Origin of the sequence: Micromonospora sp. CA-263727 (assembly GCF_050942455.1) — a bacterium.
Taxonomy (GTDB): domain Bacteria; phylum Actinomycetota; class Actinomycetes; order Mycobacteriales; family Micromonosporaceae; genus Micromonospora.
The window spans coordinates 2,838,864-2,857,241 of record NZ_CP192031.1 but is presented as its reverse complement, the minus strand read 5'-3'; the positions used below and the strand labels follow the sequence as shown (position 1 = coordinate 2,857,241).

Genomic DNA, 18,378 nt, shown 5'->3' with positions numbered 1-18,378 from the left:
CAGCGTGAGCCGACGATGGAGGTGATGCGCGACTTCGACGGGCCGCCGCCGAGCGCGTCGATGCGGCGACCGTCGTTGTTGGTTCCGCTGCTGGTCGGGGCGGGTGTCGCGGTGGCACTTGGCGTCTACGGCCGCACCCACACCCCGACCGGCATCGCGGTCAACGTGGCGGGTTTCTCCTCGCCGCTGACGGTGAAGGTGTGGCTGGGCACGGGGGCGGCGTTCTTCGCCGTCATCCAGTTGCTCTCCGCGCTGGCCATGTGGGGTCGACTCGGCGGGTTCTCCCCGCCCTGGGCGGGTGGGGCGCACCGCTGGTCCGGCCGGATCGCCTTCCTGCTCACCGTCCCGGTCGCCGTGCACTGCCTGTACGCGCTCGGCTTCGCCGACTACGACCTGCGTACGCTGCTGCACTCCCTGCTGGGCTGCTTCTTCTTCGGGGCGTTCGCCACCAAGATGCTCATCCTGCCCAAGCGTGGCTTGGCCGGCTGGGTGCTGCCGACGGTCGGCGGGGTCGTCTTCGTCGCCTTGATCGGTCTCTTCCTGACCTCGTCGGTCTGGTACTTCACCACGTTCGGCATCCAGTTCTGACCATCGAAAGGCAAGGCACCTCAGATGAACCACGAGCAGGCCGGCTGTTGCCGGTCGCGACGAGCCCTGCTGGCCGGCACCGGTGCGGTGGGGGTGGCCGCGCTGACCGGCTGCGCGACGTACGGCCAGCCGGCGGCGGCGCCCCCGCCGCCGGCCGCGCCGAGCACCGGCGCCGATCCCTCTGCTTCGGGCGCACCTGAGGAGGGCGGGGGCGGCCCGCCGGCGCTGGCCACACTGGCCGACATCCCGGTCGGCGGTGGCGTGATCTTCGGCGACCAGGGGGTGGTGGTGACCCAGCCGACGGAGGGCACCATCAAGGCGTACTCCGCGAAGTGCACGCACCAGGGCTGCACGGTCACCTCGGTCGCCGACGGCGCGATCACGTGTGCCTGTCACAACAGCGTGTTCGACATCGCGGACGGCTCGGTGCGCAGTGGACCGGCGGGCGCTCCACTGCCCGCGGCGAACGTCACCGTCGACGGGGACGCGATCCGACTGGCGTAGCGCGATGCGTACGCGAATGACGCGGCCCATCCCAGGCCCGGGCCGCGCGGGGCCGTCCGGGGTGGCGTCGCGACGCCGGACGGCCCCTGCCCTGCCCGGGGGCGGGCGGGGCAGGGGTCCCGGACTCCGGCGGTCAGGACGCGGTGCAGCTGAGGTCGGCCGGCGTACCCGATCCGCTGCCGGTCATCCCGAAGGTGGTGCTGGCCCCGGCGGCGAGTTGGCCGTTGTAGGTCTCGTTGCGCACCGTCACCGTCGAGCCGGATGTGGTCAGGCGGCCGTTCCACAGTGACGCGATCGTGGTGCCGGCGGGGGCGGTCCAGCTGACCGTCCAGCCGGTGATGGCCGCCGTGCCGGTGTTGCGCACGGTCACCTCCGCCTGATAGCCGCCCTGCCAGGAGCTGACCACCCGGTACGTCGCGGCGCAGCCCTGGTCGCCACCGCCGCCGTTGCCGGCCGGTGTGGTCAGGGTCAGCGGTGGCGAGGCGGCCGAGACGTTGCCGGCCGCGTCCCGCGCCCGCACGGTGAACGTGTAGCCGGTCGAGGCGGTGAGGTTGGTGGCGCGGTAGGTGGTGCCGGAGACGGTGCCGATCACGCTCGCCGCGCCGCCGCCGCTGGCCCGCAGCACCTCGTACCCGGTGACCCCGACGTTGTCGGTCGACGCGGCCCAGTTCAGCGTCGCGGCGGTGGCGGTGACGTCGGTGGCGGCGGGCCGGCCCGGCGCGGTCGGCACGGTGGTGTCGCCGGGGCCGGGGCCGCCGGCGTAGCGCTCGGCGAGGCTGATGCCGGTGGTCGAGTTGGCGCCGCCGAGACGCACCTGGTGGTCAAGGCCGACGAACTTGCCGTTGTGCTGCCAGAGCGCCGGCTTGAGGATCTGGTTGTACTTCGTCTCGTCCCAGGTGGTCCAGTCGTCGAGCAGCAGGCCGCCGGTGTCCCCGGAGTTGGGGTTGAGGCACCAGAAGGTGTGGTGGATGCCGTTCTCCACCATCAGGTCGCGCAGGGCCGCCATCCACCGGTCCTGCCGGGCGTCCTGGCCGAGCCGGCCGCCCCACTCGCCGATCAGCAGCGGCGCGATGTTCTGCTCGTGGATGTAGAACCAGTTCGGCCGCCAGACGTCGTTGGTCAGCGAGTTCTTGTCGAAGTTGCCGGCGAACCAGGGCTGCTCGTAGACCAGCGGCCCGTAGTCGTGCGGCGAGTAGACCAGTTGCCGCTGGTGTGTGCCGAGGTTGACCGGGTGCTGGGCCACGCCGCGCAGGTTGCCGCCCCACCAGTTGTAGAAGTAGTTGGGGCTGCGGTCGGGATTGGTGTTGGGCGAGCTCCAGGTGGCGCCGGGGCGCGGATAGACCTCGATGCCCTCACAGAGGATGAGCACGTTCGGGTTGATGGCCAGGATCCGCCGGCCCGCCGTCTCGCAGGCGTACTTGAAGTTGTCCTGGTCGGTGCTGGAGTCCCACTTGGCCCGCTGCGGGTCGTTCGGGGTGCCGTGCGGCTCGTTCTTGATGTCCATCGCGACGATGGTGTCGTTGGTCCGGTAGCGGGTCGTGATCCACTCCCAGCCCTGGTAGAACAGCTCCGGGGTGATGCTGCCCTTCCACCACACCGGATAGACGTGCCCGGAGTTGTCGGCCTCGGCGCTGTGCAGGTCGAGCATGACCTTGAGGCCGTACTTCTCGCACAACCCGAGCCAGTAGTCGAAGACCTGGAGGTTGTTCAGGCCGTCCAGTTCCGGGTTGGCGTACGTGTTGACGTTCGGCCGGACCGTCTGGCCGGCCTTCCACTCCAGCAGCAGCTGGGTGGAGATGGGCACCCGGACGATGTTGATGCCGCGCTCGGCCATCTGGCGGGTGATCGTCTCGATGTTGGCCGACCAGAGGCCGTGGAAGACCCGTTCGCTGGCGTTGAAGCCGAACCAGTTGGCGCCGGTGAGCCAGACCTGGTTGCCGGCCTCGTCGACGATCCGGTTGCCGTCGGTGCGCAGCCAGTCGCTGGTGGGCGCGGCGGCGACGACGGCCGCGGCACCGACCGTGGGAGCCGCCGTCGCGGCGGGCGCGGCGGCCAGGCCGAGCAGGGTGACGGCCGCCGTCGCGGCGGCCTTGAGTTTCGTACGTGCGGACATGCGACTTCCTCTGGTGGTGGGTGACGAGGAACGCCGAGTGACCGGCCCTGCCCGAGAGGCCGTGGGAGCGCTTCCATCGACACCTTATGCGTTCCCGACCATCAGCGGAAGACGCGTTCAGACCGCGAGGGCCGCCCGGACACGCTGTTCGGCGGTGCTACCGCCGTCGCCGGCGGAGGTGACCCGACCCGACTCCAGCACGTGGTAGCGGTCCGCCACCCGCAACGCGAAGCCGAGGTGCTGCTCGACCAGGAGCACGCTGAAGCCGGTCTGCGCGATCAGCGCCACGATCCGTTCCTGGATCTCGGTCACCACCGAGGGCTGGATGCCCTCGGTCGGCTCGTCGAGCATCAGCAGCCGGGGCCGGGTGATCAGCGCCCGGGCGATGGCCAACTGCTGGCGCTGGCCGCCGGAGAGCAGCCCGGCCCGGCGACGCAGCAGCGGGCGCAGCGCCGGGAACAGATCCAGCACCTCGGCGATGGCCGTCGCCCCGTCGCGCCGGCCGTCGGCGACCAGGCGCAGGTTCTCCGCCGCGGTCAGGTGCGGAAAGCACTGCTGGCCCTGCGGCACGTAGGCGATGCCCCGGGCGACCCGTTCGTGCGGGGCCAGCCGGGTGATCTCCTCGCCGTCCAGCTCGACCCGGCCGGCGCTGGGGCGCAGCAGGCCGGCGGCGACCCGCAGCAGGGTGGACTTGCCGGCGCCGTTGTGGCCGAGCACCGCGGCGACCCCGTCGCCGGGCACCTCGACGTCGACACCGTGCAGCACCCGGCTGCGCCCGTAGCCGGCGTGCACGCCGCGCAGACTGAGCATCATGCCTCCGAAGCCGTCGGGGCGGTCCCGGCGTCGACCGGGTGGCCGAGGTAGACCTCCTGCACGCGCGGGTCGGCCTGCACCTGGGCGACGGTGCCCTCGCTGAGCACCCTGCCGCCGTGCAGCACGGTGACGGTCCGCGCGAAACGCCGCAGGAAGTCCATGTCGTGCTCGATCACCACCACCGTGCGGTCCTGGCTGACCTGCTCCAGCAGCCGGCCGGTGGCGTCGCGTTCCTCGTGGCTCATGCCGGCCACCGGCTCGTCGAGCAGCAGCAGCCGGGCATCCTGGACGAGCAGCATGCCGATCTCCAGCCACTGCTTCTGCCCGTGCGCCAGGGCGCCGGCGAGCTGGTCGGCCCGACCGGCCAGGCCGATCACGTGCAGCGCCTCGGCCACCTCGTCGGGCACGCCGTGCCGGCGGCGCAGCAGCGTCGACCAGCCGCGCCGCGCACCGGCCGCGATGTCGAGGTTCTGGAGCACCGTCAGCTCCTCGAAGACCGTCGAGGTCTGGAAGGTGCGCCCGACGCCGAGCCGGCTGATCCGGTGCACCGGCCGGCCGAGCAGCTCGCGGTCGCCGAAGCGGACCGATCCGGTGGCCCGGACCAGCCCGGTGACCGCGTCGACCAGGGTGGTCTTGCCCGCGCCGTTGGGTCCGATGAGGAACCGGATGTCGCCGGGCGCGACGTCGAGGGAGACCCCGTCGACGGCGGTGAAGCCGTCGAAGCTCACCCGCAGGTCCCGCACGTAGAGCCCGTGCAGTTGCTCGGTCATGACGCCGCCTCCGCCCTGCGCCGCCGTAACCGGCCGCGCAGCCCGACCGCCCCCGGCTCGCCGCCGCGACGGCGGGCCAGGCCGACCAGCGACGCCAGGCCGCCGGGCAGGAACGCCACCACCACCACGAAGAGCAGACCCTGAAGGTACGTCCAGGTGCCCGGGAACCGTTCCGACAGTGCGGTCCGCGCCCAGGCCACCGCGACCGCGCCGAGCACCGGCCCGAGCAGGGTGGCCCGGCCACCGACCGCGACGCCGATGACGAACTCGATGGAGGGGACGATCCCGATCAGCGCCGGCGAGATGATGCCGACCGCGGGAACGAAGAGCGCCCCGGCCAGCCCGGCCATGCCGGCGGCGACCACGTACGCGACGAGCTTGACGGCGGCCGGGTCGTAGCCGAGGAAGCGGACCCGCTCCTCCCCGTCGCGGACGGCCACCAGCAGCTCGCCGTAGCGGCTCTGCATCAGGTGCCGGGCCAGGGCCAGCAGCGCCAGCAGGGCACCGGCGATGACGAAGTAGACCATCCGCTGGTTGACCGGGTCGTCCAGGTCGTAGCCGAAGAAGCCCTGGATGTCGGTGAGCCCGTTGGTGCCGCCGGTGGTGCCCTGCTGGCCGATCAGCAGGATCACCATGGCGGCGGCGAGGGCCTGGCTGAGGATGGCGAAGTAGGCGCCCCGGACCCGCCGGCGGAAGACCAGCGAGCCGAGGACGAAGGCGACCGCCATCGGCAGCAGCACGGTGGCGGGCAACGCAAACCAGGGGCTGGCGAACGGCCGCCACCACAGCGGCAGCTCGTCGAGCTGCCCGTACAGCATCATGAAGTCGGGCATGTTGCCCGGACCCGCGTCGGCGAGCTTGAGGTGCATGGCCATCGCGTAGCCGCCGAGGCCGAAGAAGACGCCCTGGCCGAGAGCGAGCATGCCGCCCCGCCCCCAGACCAGGCCGACACCGACCGCGACCATGGCCACGCAGAGGTACTTGGCCAGCAGGGAGAGCCGGAAGTCCGACAGCACCAGCGGGGCGACGGCGAAGAGCAGCGCCGCACCGAGGGCGAACCCGGCCGCGGCCCGGAACCGGTGGCGCGACGGGCCCGCCGCCGGCCCGGCCGGCGGTGGCGCGGGATCGACGGCAGCGACGGACTCTCTGGCGACGGTGGTCATGCGAGGCTCCGGGTTCGCAGGGTGAACAGGCCCTGGGGTCGCCACTGGAGGAACGCGACGATGGCGACGAAGACCATCACCTTGGCGACGCTGAGGGTGGTCAGGTACTCGCCGGTGGCCTGGAGCACGCCCAGCGCGAAGGCGACGATCACGGTGCCCTTGAGCTGGCCGATGCCGCCGACCACGACGACCAGGAAGGCGTCGATGATCAGGTTGGTGCCCATGGTGGGGCCGATCGGCCCGAGCAGGGTGAGCGCGACCCCGGCGATGCCGGCCAGGCCGGAGCCGATGAAGAAGGTCGTCCGGTCGACCCGGGCGGTGGCGATGCCGGAGACGGCCGCCAGGTCGCGGTTCTGCACCACGGCCCGGATCCGGCGGCCCAGCGGGGTGACCCGCAACGCCACGGTCAGCGCGACGACGGCGCTGCCGGCCAGGGCGAGGATGAACAGCCGGTTGTTGGCCACGGTGATCCCGCCGGGCAGCGCGATGTTGCCGGTGAGCAGCTCCGGGGCGCGGGTCTGCACGTTGGGGCTGCCGAAGACGTCCCGGGCCAGCTGTTGCAGGATCAGCGACACCCCCCAGGTGACCAGCAGCGTGTCCAGCGGGCGGGCGTAGAGACGGCGGATCAGCAGGATCTCCAGCAGCACACCCATCGCGCCGGCCACCACGAAGGCGACCGGTAGGGCGACCAGCAGCGACCAGCCGGCCGCCGTGATGACCTGCTGGAGCACGTAGGTGGTGTAGGCCCCGGCCATGATGAACTCGCCGTGCGCCATGTTGATCACGTTCATCTGGCCGAAGGTCAGGGCCAGGCCGAGCGCGATCAGCAGCAGCACCGCCCCGATGCTGACGCCGGTGAAGAGTTGACCGATGAGAACTGTCACGGTGCGTACTCCGAACTGCTGGTGGGGTCGGCCCGGGCGGGACGTGACGTCCCGCCCGGGCCGGGTTGACCGGGACCCGCCGGGGCGGCTGCCGCCCGGCCGCAACCTGGTCAGCTCAGGCCGCCGGCCCACGGGTAGCTCTTGAGGTACGGGTCGGGGGTGATCGGTTGGCCGGAGTTCCAGACCTCGGTGATCAGGCCGTCCGCGCCGACCTTGCCGATGCGGGCGGTCTTGGCGATGTGCTGGGTCGGGCCGTCCACGGTGACCAGGCCCTCCGGCGCCTCGAAGGTGATGCCGCTGGCGGCTTCCCGGACCTTCTCCACGTCGAAGGCACCGGCCTTCTCCACCATCGCCTTCCACAGGTGCACCGCGACGTAGGCGGCCTCCATCGGGTCGCTGGTCGGCTTGTCCGCGCCGTAGCGGGCCTTGTATGCGGCCACGAACTTCTCGTTCGCCGCGCCCGGGGTGGTCTGGTAGTAGTTCCAGGCGGTCAGCTGGCCCTCCAGGTACTGCGTGCCGATGCTCTTGACCTCCTCCTCGGCGATCGACACCGACACCACCGGCATGCTGGCGGCGGTCAGCCCCGCGGACTTGTACTCCTTGAAGAACGCCACGTTGCTGTCGCCGTTGAGGGTGTTGAAGACCGCGTCCGCACCGGAGGACTTCACCTTGTTGGTGATCGTGCCGAACTCGGTGGAACCGAGCGGCGCGTAGTCCTCACCCAGCACGGTCATTCCGTTGGCCTGCGCGTACGCCTTGATGATTTTGTTGGCGGTGCGCGGGAAGACGTAGTCGGAGCCGACCAGGTAGAGCGACCTGGCGCCCTGCGCCTTGAGATAGTCGAGGCCGGGAACGATCTGCTGGTTCGTCGTGGCCCCGGTGTAGAAGATGTACGGTGACTGCTCCAGTCCCTCGTACTGCACGGGGTAGAAAAGCAGCGCCTTGTTCTTCTCGAACACCGGCTTGACCGCCTTGCGGCTGGCCGACGTCCAGCAGCCGAAGACGGCCGCGACACGGTCCTCGCGGATCAGTTTCTCGGCCTTCTCGGCGAAGGTCGGCCAGTCCGAGGCGCCGTCCTCACCGACCGGCTGGATCTTCTTGCCGAGCACGCCACCGGCCGCGTTGATCTCCTCGATGGCGAGCATGATCGAGTCGCGGACGGTCACCTCGCTGATGGCCATGGTGCCGGAGAGGGAGTTGAGCAGGCCCACCTTGACGGTGTCGCCGGAGACGTCGGCGGTGACGCCGGCGGAGGTGTTCCCATCGGTGGTCTTGCTGCCGCACGCGGCCAGCGCGGCCGCGGCGACCAGGGTCATGGCACCCGCCAGGATGCGGCGGCCCCGGAACAGTGTCATCAATTCTCCCTGCGTCGCGGGTGAGACGTCAGTCAGTTGCCCGGAAACGAACGCCGGTCCCGGGTCGAGGAGTTCGGATCTGCGTACTGCGGTGCGGTCCGTCGGTCACATTGGGCGCTGCCCGGCGCGGCGGGTGGACGCCGGTCGGGCACCGATTCGGATACGGGCAGGGAAAGCCTCGATCCGTTTCGTTGCGCGGATGTTTCCCGGTCCTCAATAGACTGTTTCCACTGACCGGATTCGCCGCGACGAGTGGGCAAAGAAAATGCCGGCGCCACCGCCGGGAGAATCGGCGGAACGGCACCGGCATACGGTTATCGACCGCAGTGGACCATCATTCTCATCCACTTCCGGACGGGCGGCGGTATCCGGCACGAGGGCCGGATACTTCACACAGGAAGCATCTTAGGCGGCCCGCGGCCGGGCATGTCAAGGCACCCGGGTCACAGTTCGGCGAGGACGGTGAAATCCAGCCCGTCGGCCTCGGCGAGATAGATGCGCTGGCGGACGTGCCGGCGGCGCAGCCGCAGCTCGCCCCGGGGCCCGCCGTACGTCACCACCTCGGCGGACGCCTCCACCGCCCGTACGTCCAGCGTGCCGGCCTGGGCGATCAACGCGGCCAGCAGCATCACACCCTCGTAGCAGGACTCCCCCAGGCTGCCCAGCGGTGGCGCCTCCAGCCCGAAACGGCGGGCGAACGCGCCGTGGAAGTCCAGGTTCTCCTGCGTGACCAGGCCGGCGAAGAAGCCGGCGGTGCTGAACAGCCGCCGGGTGTTCGCCGCCCCGCTGGCCAGCAGCATGTTCTCGTCCATCAGGGTGCTCAACCGCAGGCAGCGCTGATCCAGGCCGGCCCGGGCGAAGGCCCGGTTGAACCGCACCGCGTCCGCACCGACCAGCAGCATCAGCACCGCGTCGGCGTCGCTGCGCTCGACCCGGCCCAGCACCTCGGCGAAGTCGTGGGCCTCCAGGGGCAGGAAGTGATGCCCGACCACCCGGCCCCCGCCGCGCAGCGCGTACCGGTAGGCGGCGCGGGTGGTCCGACGTGGCCAGACGTAGTCGTTGCCCACCACGAACCAACGTCGCACCCCCAGGTCGGCGGCGAGCACCCGCATCGCCGGCCAGAGCTGGGCGTCCGGCGTCTCACTGGTCATGAAGACGCCCTCGGTACGCTCACCACCCTCGTACAGCGCGGTGTAGACGTATGGCACCCGGTGCGCGATCCTCGGGGCGACCGCCTGGCGTACCGAGGAGATGTGCCAGCCGGTGACGCCCTGCACCGCGCCCACCGACACCAGCGCCTCCACCTCGGCGGCGACCTCGGCCGGCGGCGCTCCGCCGTCGACCGGCACCAGCCGCAGCTCCCGGCCGAGCACCCCGCCGCGCTGGTTGACCTCCTCCACCGCCAGTTGGGCGCACAACTCGCAGCTCGGGCCGAACATGCCGGCCGGCCCGCGCATCGGGTAGACCAGCGCGATACTGACCACGCCCCGGTCGACGGTGAGCCAGGACGCCCCGGCGGTGATGCTCTCCCCCGCCTGCGGGCGCCCGGACCCCGGTGCCGGCGCGGACATGAACACATGGTGGCCGCACTCCATGGTGATGACCAGAGTTCCCCAGCCAGCGGGACGCCTCGGTACGATGGCACGGCAACCGCCAGGCGGGAGTGCCATGTCAGACCTTCCCGGTTCCGCAGCCGACCTGCTGCCCCTGCTCACCCGCGCCGAACGGCTGCTCTCCCGCCGGGTCGGCGGGGTGCTCGCCGCCGAGTCACTCACCATCGAGGCGTGGCGGGTGCTCTGCCTGCTCGCCGACGGCCTCGGGCATCCGATGAGCGAGGTCGCCACCGCCGCGTCCCTGCCTCCGGGCACGCTGACCAAGCTGGTCGACCAACTCGTCGACCGCAACCTGGTCTTCCGCCGGATCGACCCGGCCGACCGCCGGCGCATCCGGGCCTACCTGACCGATCGCGGCCGGCGCGAACACGAACGCCTCTCCGCGCGGATCCACGCCGACCTGGCCGGGCTGGGCGTCCCGGGCGACGTTGACCTGGCCGGCCAGCTCGGCGACCTGATCGGCCGGCTGGCCGCGGAGCGCCGCCGCACCCCGGCCTGACCCGTACCGATCCAGCCCCGGTCCGACCAGCTCGCCGACGCGTTTCCGCAGCCCGCCCCGGTCCCCGCGCGGCTCCCCGCTCGACCGGTCCGGGTCGATCCCCCGGCCTCACCCCGCGAGTAGGGCGGTCAGCGGCGGATCAGCGCGAAGACGCCCCAGCCCATGTGCTCACGCTGGTACCGGACGTAGCGCAGCGGGTCCTCGGTCAACTCCCGCCGCAGCTCGCCGGCCAGCGGATCGTCCGGGTTGGCGTCCAGCCAGCGGCGCAGGTTGAGCCAGTGCGCCGCCGCGTAGCGATCCCAGCTGTCCTGGTCCGCGAGCACCATCTCCACCAGGTCCCACCCCTGCTCGCCGAAGAGGCCGACCAGGCCGGGCAGGTCCTGGTACTCCTCCCGGCTCCCGGCCTGGCAGCCCGCGACGGTCGCCGGGTCGGGCGGGTCGATCCGCCAGTACGGCTCACCGACCAACGCGATCCCGCCCGGGCGCAGCGCCCGCGCGAGGATCTCCAGGGTGCCGGCGACACCCCCGCCGATCCAGGTGGCACCGACACAGCCCGCCACGTCGACCGGCTCGTCGGGCACGTACGCCGCGGCGTCCCCGTGCACGAAGCCGACCTGCCCGGCCACCCCCAGCTCCGCCGCCCGGTCCCGGGCCGCCGCGGTGAACGCGACGCTGATGTCGACGCCGGTGCCGACCACCCCGTGGTCCCGGGCCCAGGTGCAGAGCAACTCGCCCTTGCCGCTGCACAGGTCGAGGATCGAGGTGCCGGGCCGCAACTTCAGCACCCGGCCCAGGGTGGCCAGCTTGCCGGCATCGATCGGGTTGAGGATGCGGAGGTCACCCTCGCGGATCACGAAGCTACGAGGCAGGTCCATGGTCGAGGCACGCTAGTTGCCCGCGTCCGGCCTGCCAACCGCATTTGCGGGGTTCGCCCCGCCGGCCTCAGCCGCCGTTGACCGGACGGAACTGCCGGACGGAGTGTCGGGACCGGGCCACCCGGTTGGTAACGGGACCGACCGCGTCGAACATGGCCCGCCCCAGGACCGCGTGCGCCTGCACGGCCGGGTGGGTCGCCCCGTAGTTGTCCAGGTCGCCGAGGGAGTCGGCGAAGAGGGCGTAGGTCAGCGTCGGCGCGCCGGTCGCGTCGAACATGATGCCGGCCTCGTGTCGGGCCGCGCCGGAGGCGTCGAAGTCGGCTCCGTACTTGGTGGCGACCCGGCTACGCTCCGCCGAGGACATGTTTCGCCGGACCCCGTCGTGGTAGCCGTTGATCCAACGCAGGATGCCGAGCAGGAAGTCGCTCGACCGGGTCGACAGCAGGGTCTTGTTGGCCAGCCGCCACAGCAGGTCGTGGGTCTCCCGCGGGGTGGTCACGCCGAGGAAGAACCGGTTCGGGTTGGCGACCGGCTCGACCCGGGTGTGCGTGAAACCCTTGGCCGCGAGAATCTGGTTGATCTCCAGCGCCGGCACCACCCGGCCGCACATCCGGACCGCCGTGTTGTCGGAGACGAGCAGCATCGCGGTGAGGAAGTTCGCCACCGTCACCTCGTCGCCCCAGACGGTCTGTAGGAAGTAGATGCCGCTGCCACCGAGGATGATGTCCCCGGTGAGGTCCAGACGCTGCCCGAGCGCCAACTCACCCCGGTCGATCTTGTCCATCACCGCCACCGCGACCGCGAGCTTCTGCACGCTGTACCCGTGCGTCACCCGGTCGGCGTCGTCCTCCACCACGGACTGCAACGCACCTGCGGAGTCGACCATCGCGATGTGCGAGTGCCACACCCCGCCCGCCCGCGCCTTCTGCTGCCGGTACGCACGCCGGATCAACTCCTGCGGCCCGACCGGACCGGCCACGGTCTCGGCGACGGCCGCTCCGCCGGACGCAGCGGCGCTACCCGGCGCCGCCACCAACGCCGCCGCTGCCGCCCCCACGCCAATCGCAGCCCGACGACTCACGTGCTTGGCCATTGCCACTCCTCTGGCTCTCGCTTGCGACCGGCGGATGCCGGCACCGGACACACCCTGCCATACCCACCCATCGGGCGCGGGCCGGCGATCCAGAGTGGACCCAGGCCGGGTACTCACATCCTCACCAAGCAGGAAGTCGTCGACCGTCAGCCCCCAGGCGCCGAGATCGACGATCCGGCCCGCCTGCTGCGACGGCACCGTGCGGCGCAACTCGGCCAGGGCAGCTTCGACCTCGGCGGCGACCAGATAGCCATGGCGAACCATCACCGAGACGCTCACTCGGCTCGGGCGGCCTGGTCGTCTTCGCGGTCTGACGGGATCGCGATCGCCGCCGGGGCGAGGTACGAACGCACGGTGTGCGCGTCCGGGGCGGTGGCGGTCCACAGGGTGGCCGCGCCGCCGGCCAGCGGTAGCCGGGCCAGCGTCCCGCACACCGCCGGCGGCTCGGCGGGGCCGACCGGGTTCACGACCAGCAGTGAGCCGGTGGCCGCCGCGCCGCCGAGCACCGCCGGGCCGGCCCAGCCGGGGGCGTCCGGCCCGACCGTGAGGGACTGCCGCAGCAGGGGACGGCCAGCGAGGTCGACCCGGGTGACCATCTCGGCGTGGCCGGGCTGCTCGCCGTGCCGGCCACAGATCAGCTCGTCGCGCCAGTGCAGGATGGCGCCCTCGGCGACGTCCACCCGGGACTCGGCCGTGTGCGCGCAGCCGGCTGCCGCGACGAGTTGCTCGGGCAGCCAGTGCAGGGCGGCGCCCTCGGCGACGGTCGCCCGGACCAGCATCCGGGAGACCGCGCCGGGACGGCCGGGCAGGGCGATCGAGGCGGCCACGGTGTGCATGCGTACCACCGCACCGGGGCCGACCTCGATCTCCAGCCGCAGGTCGTCGCCGGCGAGCGGGCCAGCCGCGCCGCCGACGACGTACACCGTGACGCCGCCGACGGCGGCCGGGACCTGGCGCAGCAGCAGCGGGCTCTCGCCGCGCAGCTCGGCCAGGATGGTGCGACCGTGCCGGTCGGCGCGCGCCACCAGCCGGGCGGTGGCCCGCATCAGGCCTGCGCGGGCGCCACGCCGACCGGCGCGGGCTGGTTCGCGTCGGCCGCCGCCGGTTCGGTCGGCACCGCCACCGGGGCCGGCGCGGCCAGCAATGTCCGTGTTCCAGCGCGGTGGTGGGACAGTTCGTGGCGGATCCAGTCGGCGACGCGGGCGGCGAGGGGGTCCTCGGTGATGGACTGGAAGACCGTGGGCAGGGCGCCCCGGCGGGCACGGGCGTCGCGGTCCATCACGGACAGGTCCGCGCCGACCAGCGGCGCCAGGTCGGTCTTGTTGATGACGAGCAGGTCGGCGGCGGTCACCCCGGGTCCGCCCTTGCGCGGCACCTTGTCCCCGCCGGCCACGTCGACCACGAAGATCTGCCGGTCGACCAGGCCCCGGCTGAAGGTGGCGGTCAGGTTGTCCCCGCCGCTCTCCACCAGCACCAGGTCCAGCGGGCCCAGCGCCTCGGCCAGTTCGTCGATCGCGTCGAGGTTGGCGCCGATGTCGTCGCGGATCGCGGTGTGCGGGCAGCAGCCGGTCTCCACGGCGCGGATCCGGGACGGGTCGAGCACCCCGGCCCGTTTGAGGAAGTCCGCGTCCTCGGTGGTGTAGATGTCGTTCGTCACCACACCGAGGCGCAGCTCGTCGGCGAAGGCCCGGCACAGCGCCGCGACCAGGGCGGTCTTGCCGGAGCCGACCGGGCCGCCGACGCCGACCCGCAGCGCCCGGGCCGTGGTGGGCAGCGGGGCGTGCGGGTCGACGCCCGGTTCGGGGTGGGTGTGCGGAACGGACTCGTCGTGCGCGATTTCAGGACGCAAAGAGACGCACCTCCCAGGTGGCATGAGCTTCGGCGTGGATGTCGGCGAGCGGCGCGGTTGCTGCGGGCAGCCGCTCCGGTGGTTCCCCGGCGGCGCGGGCCGCCCGCGCCGCGGTGACGTCGCAGGCGTCGGCGAGCCGCACCAGCAGGGCCTGGACCTGGTACGGGTCGAGGCCGAGCAGGCGTACGGCGGCGCTGGCCGGCCCGGTCACCGTCGCGTGCGCGGCGACCGTGGCGACCTGCCCCGGGTCCAGCCCGGCGGCGGCGCCGACCAGCCCGAGCACCAGCGGCTGGTGCGGTCCGCCGGGTGCGGCGGGCAGGTCGTCGAAGGTGGCCTCCGGCCAGATCTGGCGACCGGCCCGCAGCAACGCGCGGCCCTGCCGGCGGGAGACCGCCCGCTGGGCCGGCGAGGCGGTCCGGGCGTCCAGTTCGGCGTCGAGCCGGGCCAGGACCGCCCGCCGCAGGACGGCCTCGTCCGGTTCCGGTGACGACGGTGGGCCGCCCCGGTCCGGGACGCTCGGCGACCGGACCTGACCGGCCGAACCCGCCCCGGCGGCCCGGCAGGCCGCCGCGGCACCGGCTGGCCCTGGCGCGGCAGCCCGGCAGGCCGCCTCGGCGAAGGCTGCCGCGACCAGCCCGGCGGTAGCCAGCCGGCCACGCAGGTACTCCCCCAGCGTGGTCAGATCGGTCACCCGTCCGGCGGCGACGGCCGCCTCCAGACCGGCCGAGTGGGCGTGCGCCCCGGCGGGGAACCGTCCGTCGGCGAGGAGCAGCAGCATGGTCGAGGTGGCCATCAGAACAGGAAGTACCGCTGGGCCATGGGCAGTTCGGTCACCGGATCCGGTTCCACCACCTCGCCGTCGATCCGGACGGTGAAGGTGTCCGGGTCGACCTCGATGCGCGGCAGCGCCCCGTTCTCCGGCAGGTCGGTCTTGCCGCGCGACCGTACGTCGGCCACCGGCGCCACCCGGCGGCGCACGTCCAGCCGCAGCCCGGCCTCCAGCGCCGCGGGGGCCACGAACGCCAGGCTGGTGGCGGCTGCCGCGCCGCCGTACGCGCCGAACATCGGCCGGGGCAGCATCGGCTGCGGCGTCGGGATGGAGGCGTTCGCGTCCCCCATCTGGGCGTACGCGATCATGCCGCCCTTGATCACCAGGTGTGGTCGTACGCCGAAGAAGGCCGGCTCCCAGAGCACCAGGTCGGCGAGCTTGCCCGGCTCCACCGACCCGATCTCCTGGTCGAGACCGTTGGCCATGGCGGCGCAGATGGTGTACTTCGCCACGTACCGCCTCGCCCGGTGGTTGTCGGCGGCGCCGTCACCCGGCAGCGCCCCCACCCGGGCCTTCATCACGTGCGCGCTCTGCCAGGTACGCAGCACGACCTCCCCGACCCGGCCCATCGCCTGCGAGTCCGAGCCGATGATGGAGATCGCCCCGAGGTCGTGCAGCAGGTCCTCGGCCGCCATGGTGGAGGGCCGGATCCGGCTCTCCGCGAAGGCCAGGTCCTCCGGCACCGCCGGGTTGAGGTGGTGGCAGACCATCAGCATGTCCAGGTGCTCGGCCAGCGTGTTGCGGGTGTACGGGCGGGTCGGGTTGGTCGACGAGGGCAGCACGTTCGGCTCCCCGGCGACGGTGATGATGTCCGGCGCGTGCCCGCCCCCGGCCCCCTCGGTGTGGTACGAGTGGATCGCCCGGCCGCCGATCGCGCGCAGCGTGTCGGCGACGAAACCGGCCTCGTTGAGCGTGTCGGTGTGGATGGAGACCTGTACGCCGGAGGCGTCCGCGACGCGCAGGCAGGCGTCGATCGCCGCCGGCGTGGTGCCCCAGTCCTCGTGCAGCTTGAACCCGCCGGCCCCGGCCCGCAACTGCTCCCAGAGCGCCTCGGTGGAGACCGTGTTGCCCTTGCCGAGCAGCAGCACGTTGACCGGGAACGCGTCGAGCGCCTCGTGCATCCGGGCCAGGTGCCAGGCGTTCGGGGTGACGGTGGTGGCGCGGGTGCCCTCGGCCGGCCCGGTCCCGCCGCCGACCAGGGTGGTGACCCCACCGGCCAGGGCCTCGGTGACGATCTGCGGGCAGATCAAGTGCACATGGGTGTCGACCGCGCCGGCGGTGAGGATCCGGCCGTTGCCGGCGATCACCTCGGTCGCCGCTCCGATCACCAGATCCGGGTGGACACCGTCCATGGTGTCCGGGTTGCCGGCCCGGCCGAGCGCGACGATCCGGCCGTCGCGCAGCCCCACGTCGGCCTTGACCACTCCCCAGTGGTCGAGGACCACCGCGCCGGTGATGACGGTGTCCAGGGCGCCCTCGGCCCGGGTGGCCCGGGACTGGCCCATCGACTCGCGGATCACCTTCCCGCCCCCGAAGACCGCCTCGTCGCCACCGGCGCAGTGGTCGTGCTCGACCTCGATGAGCAGGTTCGTGTCGGCCAGCCTGATCCGGTCGCCGGTGGTCGGCCCGTACAGGGCGACGTAGCGATCCCGTTCCACGATGCTCATGCCGGCCCTCCGCTTCGCTCCGCGCCGTCATGAGGCACCACCACACCGCACCGACGATTCGCTCGCTGACGCTCACTCATGCCCGCCCTCCGTCCAGCGGGCCGCCGCACTCACCGCGCAGCCCGGGGACGATCCGGGCGCCGCCGAGCGGCACCAGGTCCACCGTGCGGCTGACACCCGGCTCGAAACGCACCGACGTGCCGGCCGGTACGGCGAGCCGTTGCCCCCAGGCGGCGTCCCGGTCGACGTCCAGCGCCGGGTTGGCCTCGGCGAAGTGGTAGTGCGAGCCGACCTGCACCGGCCGGTCGCCGGTGTTGACCACCAGCAGCGTGGTCACCGGACGACCGACATTGATCTCCACCGGCCTGGCGGCCGGCAGGATCTCCCCCGGGATCACGGGATCGGGTGGTGCACCGTCACCAACTTGGTGCCGTCCGGGAACGTCGCCTCCACCTGCACCTCCCTCAACAGCTCGGGGATGCCGTCCTGGACGTCCTCCCGGGTCAGCACGGTGCGGCCGGCGGCCATCAGGTCCACCACGGACTTCCCGTCGCGGGCGCCTTCGAGCAGGAAGGCGGTGATCACCGCGACGGCTTCCGGATAGTTGAGGCGCAGGCCGCGGTCGCGGCGACGCCGGGCGACGTCGGCCGCCACGTGGACGAGCAGACGGTCCTGCTCGTGGGGGGTGAGATACAAGGGTGGCTCCCGGTGGAGGTCCGCGCTCCCCGGCACACCGTCGGCCCGACGCCTCTGCGCGCCACCGCACGGTTCGGGGTTCGCCCGCCGACACACCACCACGCGTCCGCGGCCCGGGAGTTCCACCCTCCCGGCCCACGTGGTGGACCACCGGCGGTGTCTTGTCGGATGCGGACCGCACCGCCCACCGCTGAGCCGACCGTAAGGGATCACGCGGGTCGTCGGCAACACCCACCGGGTACGGCATCGACACGCATCACGGCACCGCGTCCGGATCGCTATCCTTGCGGGAATGACGCGGTACCTCATGGTGCCCGGGCGGGGAGTGCCGAAACCGGACCACTGGTCGCACGATTGGGTCAGGGAGCACCGGGGATATCGCTGGGCACCCGAGCCGCCCGGGCCGCCCTACCTCGGCGCCGAGCGGGTCGCCGCGCTAAACGCCGCGATCAGCGCCAGCGACGAGCCGGTGATCCTCGTCGCGCACAGCGCGGGGTGCCTGACCGTCGCCGTCTGGGCCAGTCAGCACGTCGGCCCCGTCCGGGCCGCCCTGCTGGTCACGCCGCCGCACCTGGATCCGGACTGGAGACCCGCCCCGGAGGAAGAGGTCGATTTCTTCATCGGCGACGTGCCCCGCGAGCCGTTGCCGTTCCGCTCGATCCTGGTAGCCAGCCGCACCGACCCATTCGCCACGTTCGCCCAGTTCGAGGGGTACGCGCGAGACTGGCGCTCGGAGCTGCACGACGCGGGTGCGGTCGGACACCTCGACTCCGGGACCGGGTACGGACCATGGCCCGAGGGCCAGCGTCTGGTCCGCTCGCTGGCCCGGTCGACGCAGCCCCGACGGTGAGCGTGAGGGGCGTCATAACGGGTGGACGTTGCCCCGTCACCGGCTGCTAGCCTCGGCGGCAGGTCATGAGCGCCAGCGTCAAGCCCCGGCTCGCTGGCCGGCAACCCTCGTCCGCGCAGGGGTGCCCCGGGTGAAGACCAGGCATCGGAGCAGCCTCCGGTGCAAGCGTGGCCTGGTTCCCAGGTCATCCCGATCTGGAGGAGAACCATGCCGTACC

General features: G+C 72.4%; 19 protein-coding genes and 1 riboswitch. Of the genes, 4 read left to right on the top strand and 15 right to left on the bottom strand.

Annotated elements, in window-relative coordinates:
• Window positions 1–15: 15 nt before the first annotated feature.
• Together ACQPYA_RS12685 and ACQPYA_RS12680 are read left to right on the top strand one after the other, a co-directional pair.
• Window positions 16–588 carry a DUF6529 family protein gene (locus tag ACQPYA_RS12685; protein ID WP_433533487.1) on the top strand — a complete coding sequence of 191 codons (573 nt, stop codon included), beginning with the start codon at window positions 16–18 and terminating at the stop codon, window positions 586–588.
• Window positions 589–612: 24 nt separating this feature from the next.
• The gene (locus ACQPYA_RS12680) at window positions 613–1,092 is read left to right on the top strand and encodes a Rieske (2Fe-2S) protein (protein WP_433532778.1); all 480 of its coding nucleotides are present in this window, start codon (window positions 613–615) and stop codon (window positions 1,090–1,092) included.
• 133 nt (window positions 1,093–1,225) lie between these two features.
• On the opposite strand, the gene ACQPYA_RS12675 is transcribed toward ACQPYA_RS12680, so the two are convergent.
• The 7 genes from ACQPYA_RS12675 to ACQPYA_RS12645 all read right to left on the bottom strand — a co-directional run bounded on the left by ACQPYA_RS12675 (window position 1,226) and on the right by ACQPYA_RS12645 (window position 9,761).
• Window positions 1,226–3,205, bottom strand: coding sequence for a cellulase family glycosylhydrolase (locus tag ACQPYA_RS12675; protein WP_433532777.1), 1,980 nt, complete (start codon window positions 3,203–3,205; stop codon window positions 1,226–1,228).
• A gap of 117 nt (window positions 3,206–3,322) precedes the next feature.
• Complete coding sequence (gene urtE / locus ACQPYA_RS12670; protein WP_433532776.1) at window positions 3,323–4,018, bottom strand: urea ABC transporter ATP-binding subunit UrtE; 696 nt, start codon at window positions 4,016–4,018, stop codon at window positions 3,323–3,325.
• Window positions 4,015–4,788 carry an urea ABC transporter ATP-binding protein UrtD gene (urtD, locus tag ACQPYA_RS12665; protein WP_433532775.1) on the bottom strand — a complete coding sequence of 258 codons (774 nt, stop codon included), beginning with the start codon at window positions 4,786–4,788 and terminating at the stop codon, window positions 4,015–4,017. The genes urtE and urtD overlap by 4 nt, the downstream gene beginning before the upstream one ends.
• The gene (gene urtC / locus ACQPYA_RS12660) at window positions 4,785–5,951 is read right to left on the bottom strand and encodes an urea ABC transporter permease subunit UrtC (protein ID WP_433532774.1); all 1,167 of its coding nucleotides are present in this window, start codon (window positions 5,949–5,951) and stop codon (window positions 4,785–4,787) included. The genes urtD and urtC overlap by 4 nt, the downstream gene beginning before the upstream one ends.
• Window positions 5,948–6,835, bottom strand: coding sequence for an urea ABC transporter permease subunit UrtB (gene urtB, locus ACQPYA_RS12655; protein ID WP_433532773.1), 888 nt, complete (start codon window positions 6,833–6,835; stop codon window positions 5,948–5,950). The genes urtC and urtB overlap by 4 nt, the downstream gene beginning before the upstream one ends.
• 110 nt (window positions 6,836–6,945) lie before the next feature.
• On the bottom strand, window positions 6,946–8,190 hold the full coding sequence (gene urtA, locus ACQPYA_RS12650; protein WP_433532772.1) for an urea ABC transporter substrate-binding protein: 1,245 nt from the start codon (window positions 8,188–8,190) through the stop codon (window positions 6,946–6,948).
• Window positions 8,191–8,633: 443 nt separating this feature from the next.
• Window positions 8,634–9,761, bottom strand: a complete 1,128-nt coding sequence (locus tag ACQPYA_RS12645; RefSeq protein ID WP_433532771.1) for a substrate-binding domain-containing protein — start codon at window positions 9,759–9,761, stop codon at window positions 8,634–8,636.
• 97 nt (window positions 9,762–9,858) lie between these two features.
• Here ACQPYA_RS12645 and ACQPYA_RS12640 point away from each other — a divergent pair, with 97 nt between their 5' ends.
• Complete coding sequence (locus ACQPYA_RS12640; RefSeq protein WP_433532770.1) at window positions 9,859–10,302, top strand: MarR family winged helix-turn-helix transcriptional regulator; 444 nt, start codon at window positions 9,859–9,861, stop codon at window positions 10,300–10,302.
• 128 nt (window positions 10,303–10,430) lie between these two features.
• Here the strand turns inward: ACQPYA_RS12640 and ACQPYA_RS12635 are convergent, their stop codons facing one another.
• The 8 genes from ACQPYA_RS12635 to ACQPYA_RS12600 form a co-directional block, all read right to left on the bottom strand.
• Window positions 10,431–11,177: an SAM-dependent methyltransferase gene (locus ACQPYA_RS12635; protein ID WP_433532769.1), complete on the bottom strand. Its 747-nt coding sequence runs from the start codon at window positions 11,175–11,177 to the stop codon at window positions 10,431–10,433.
• Between the two features lie 67 nt (window positions 11,178–11,244).
• The gene (locus ACQPYA_RS12630) at window positions 11,245–12,270 is read right to left on the bottom strand and encodes a serine hydrolase (RefSeq protein WP_433532768.1); all 1,026 of its coding nucleotides are present in this window, start codon (window positions 12,268–12,270) and stop codon (window positions 11,245–11,247) included.
• 275 nt (window positions 12,271–12,545) lie between these two features.
• Window positions 12,546–13,316 (bottom strand): urease accessory protein UreD, encoded by a 771-nt coding sequence (locus ACQPYA_RS12625; RefSeq protein WP_433532767.1) that lies wholly within the window; start codon window positions 13,314–13,316, stop codon window positions 12,546–12,548.
• Window positions 13,316–14,119, bottom strand: a complete 804-nt coding sequence (ureG, locus tag ACQPYA_RS12620; protein ID WP_433532766.1) for an urease accessory protein UreG — start codon at window positions 14,117–14,119, stop codon at window positions 13,316–13,318. Before ureG ends, ACQPYA_RS12625 begins: the two co-directional genes overlap by 1 nt.
• Window positions 14,109–14,912 (bottom strand): urease accessory protein UreF, encoded by an 804-nt coding sequence (locus tag ACQPYA_RS12615; protein ID WP_433532765.1) that lies wholly within the window; start codon window positions 14,910–14,912, stop codon window positions 14,109–14,111. The genes ureG and ACQPYA_RS12615 overlap by 11 nt, the downstream gene beginning before the upstream one ends.
• Window positions 14,912–16,615 carry an urease subunit alpha gene (locus ACQPYA_RS12610; protein ID WP_433532764.1) on the bottom strand — a complete coding sequence of 568 codons (1,704 nt, stop codon included), beginning with the start codon at window positions 16,613–16,615 and terminating at the stop codon, window positions 14,912–14,914. Before ACQPYA_RS12610 ends, ACQPYA_RS12615 begins: the two co-directional genes overlap by 1 nt.
• Window positions 16,616–16,691: 76 nt before the next feature.
• On the bottom strand, window positions 16,692–17,012 hold the full coding sequence (locus tag ACQPYA_RS12605) for an urease subunit beta (protein WP_433532763.1): 321 nt from the start codon (window positions 17,010–17,012) through the stop codon (window positions 16,692–16,694).
• The gene (locus ACQPYA_RS12600; protein WP_433532762.1) at window positions 17,009–17,311 is read right to left on the bottom strand and encodes an urease subunit gamma; all 303 of its coding nucleotides are present in this window, start codon (window positions 17,309–17,311) and stop codon (window positions 17,009–17,011) included. The genes ACQPYA_RS12605 and ACQPYA_RS12600 overlap by 4 nt, the downstream gene beginning before the upstream one ends.
• Window positions 17,312–17,603: 292 nt before the next feature.
• Between ACQPYA_RS12600 and ACQPYA_RS12595 the strand changes: the two genes are divergently transcribed.
• Window positions 17,604–18,161, top strand: coding sequence for an RBBP9/YdeN family alpha/beta hydrolase (locus ACQPYA_RS12595; RefSeq protein WP_433532761.1), 558 nt, complete (start codon window positions 17,604–17,606; stop codon window positions 18,159–18,161).
• Between the two features lie 61 nt (window positions 18,162–18,222).
• Window positions 18,223–18,335, top strand: a riboswitch (SAM riboswitch).
• Window positions 18,336–18,378: the final 43 nt, after the last annotated feature.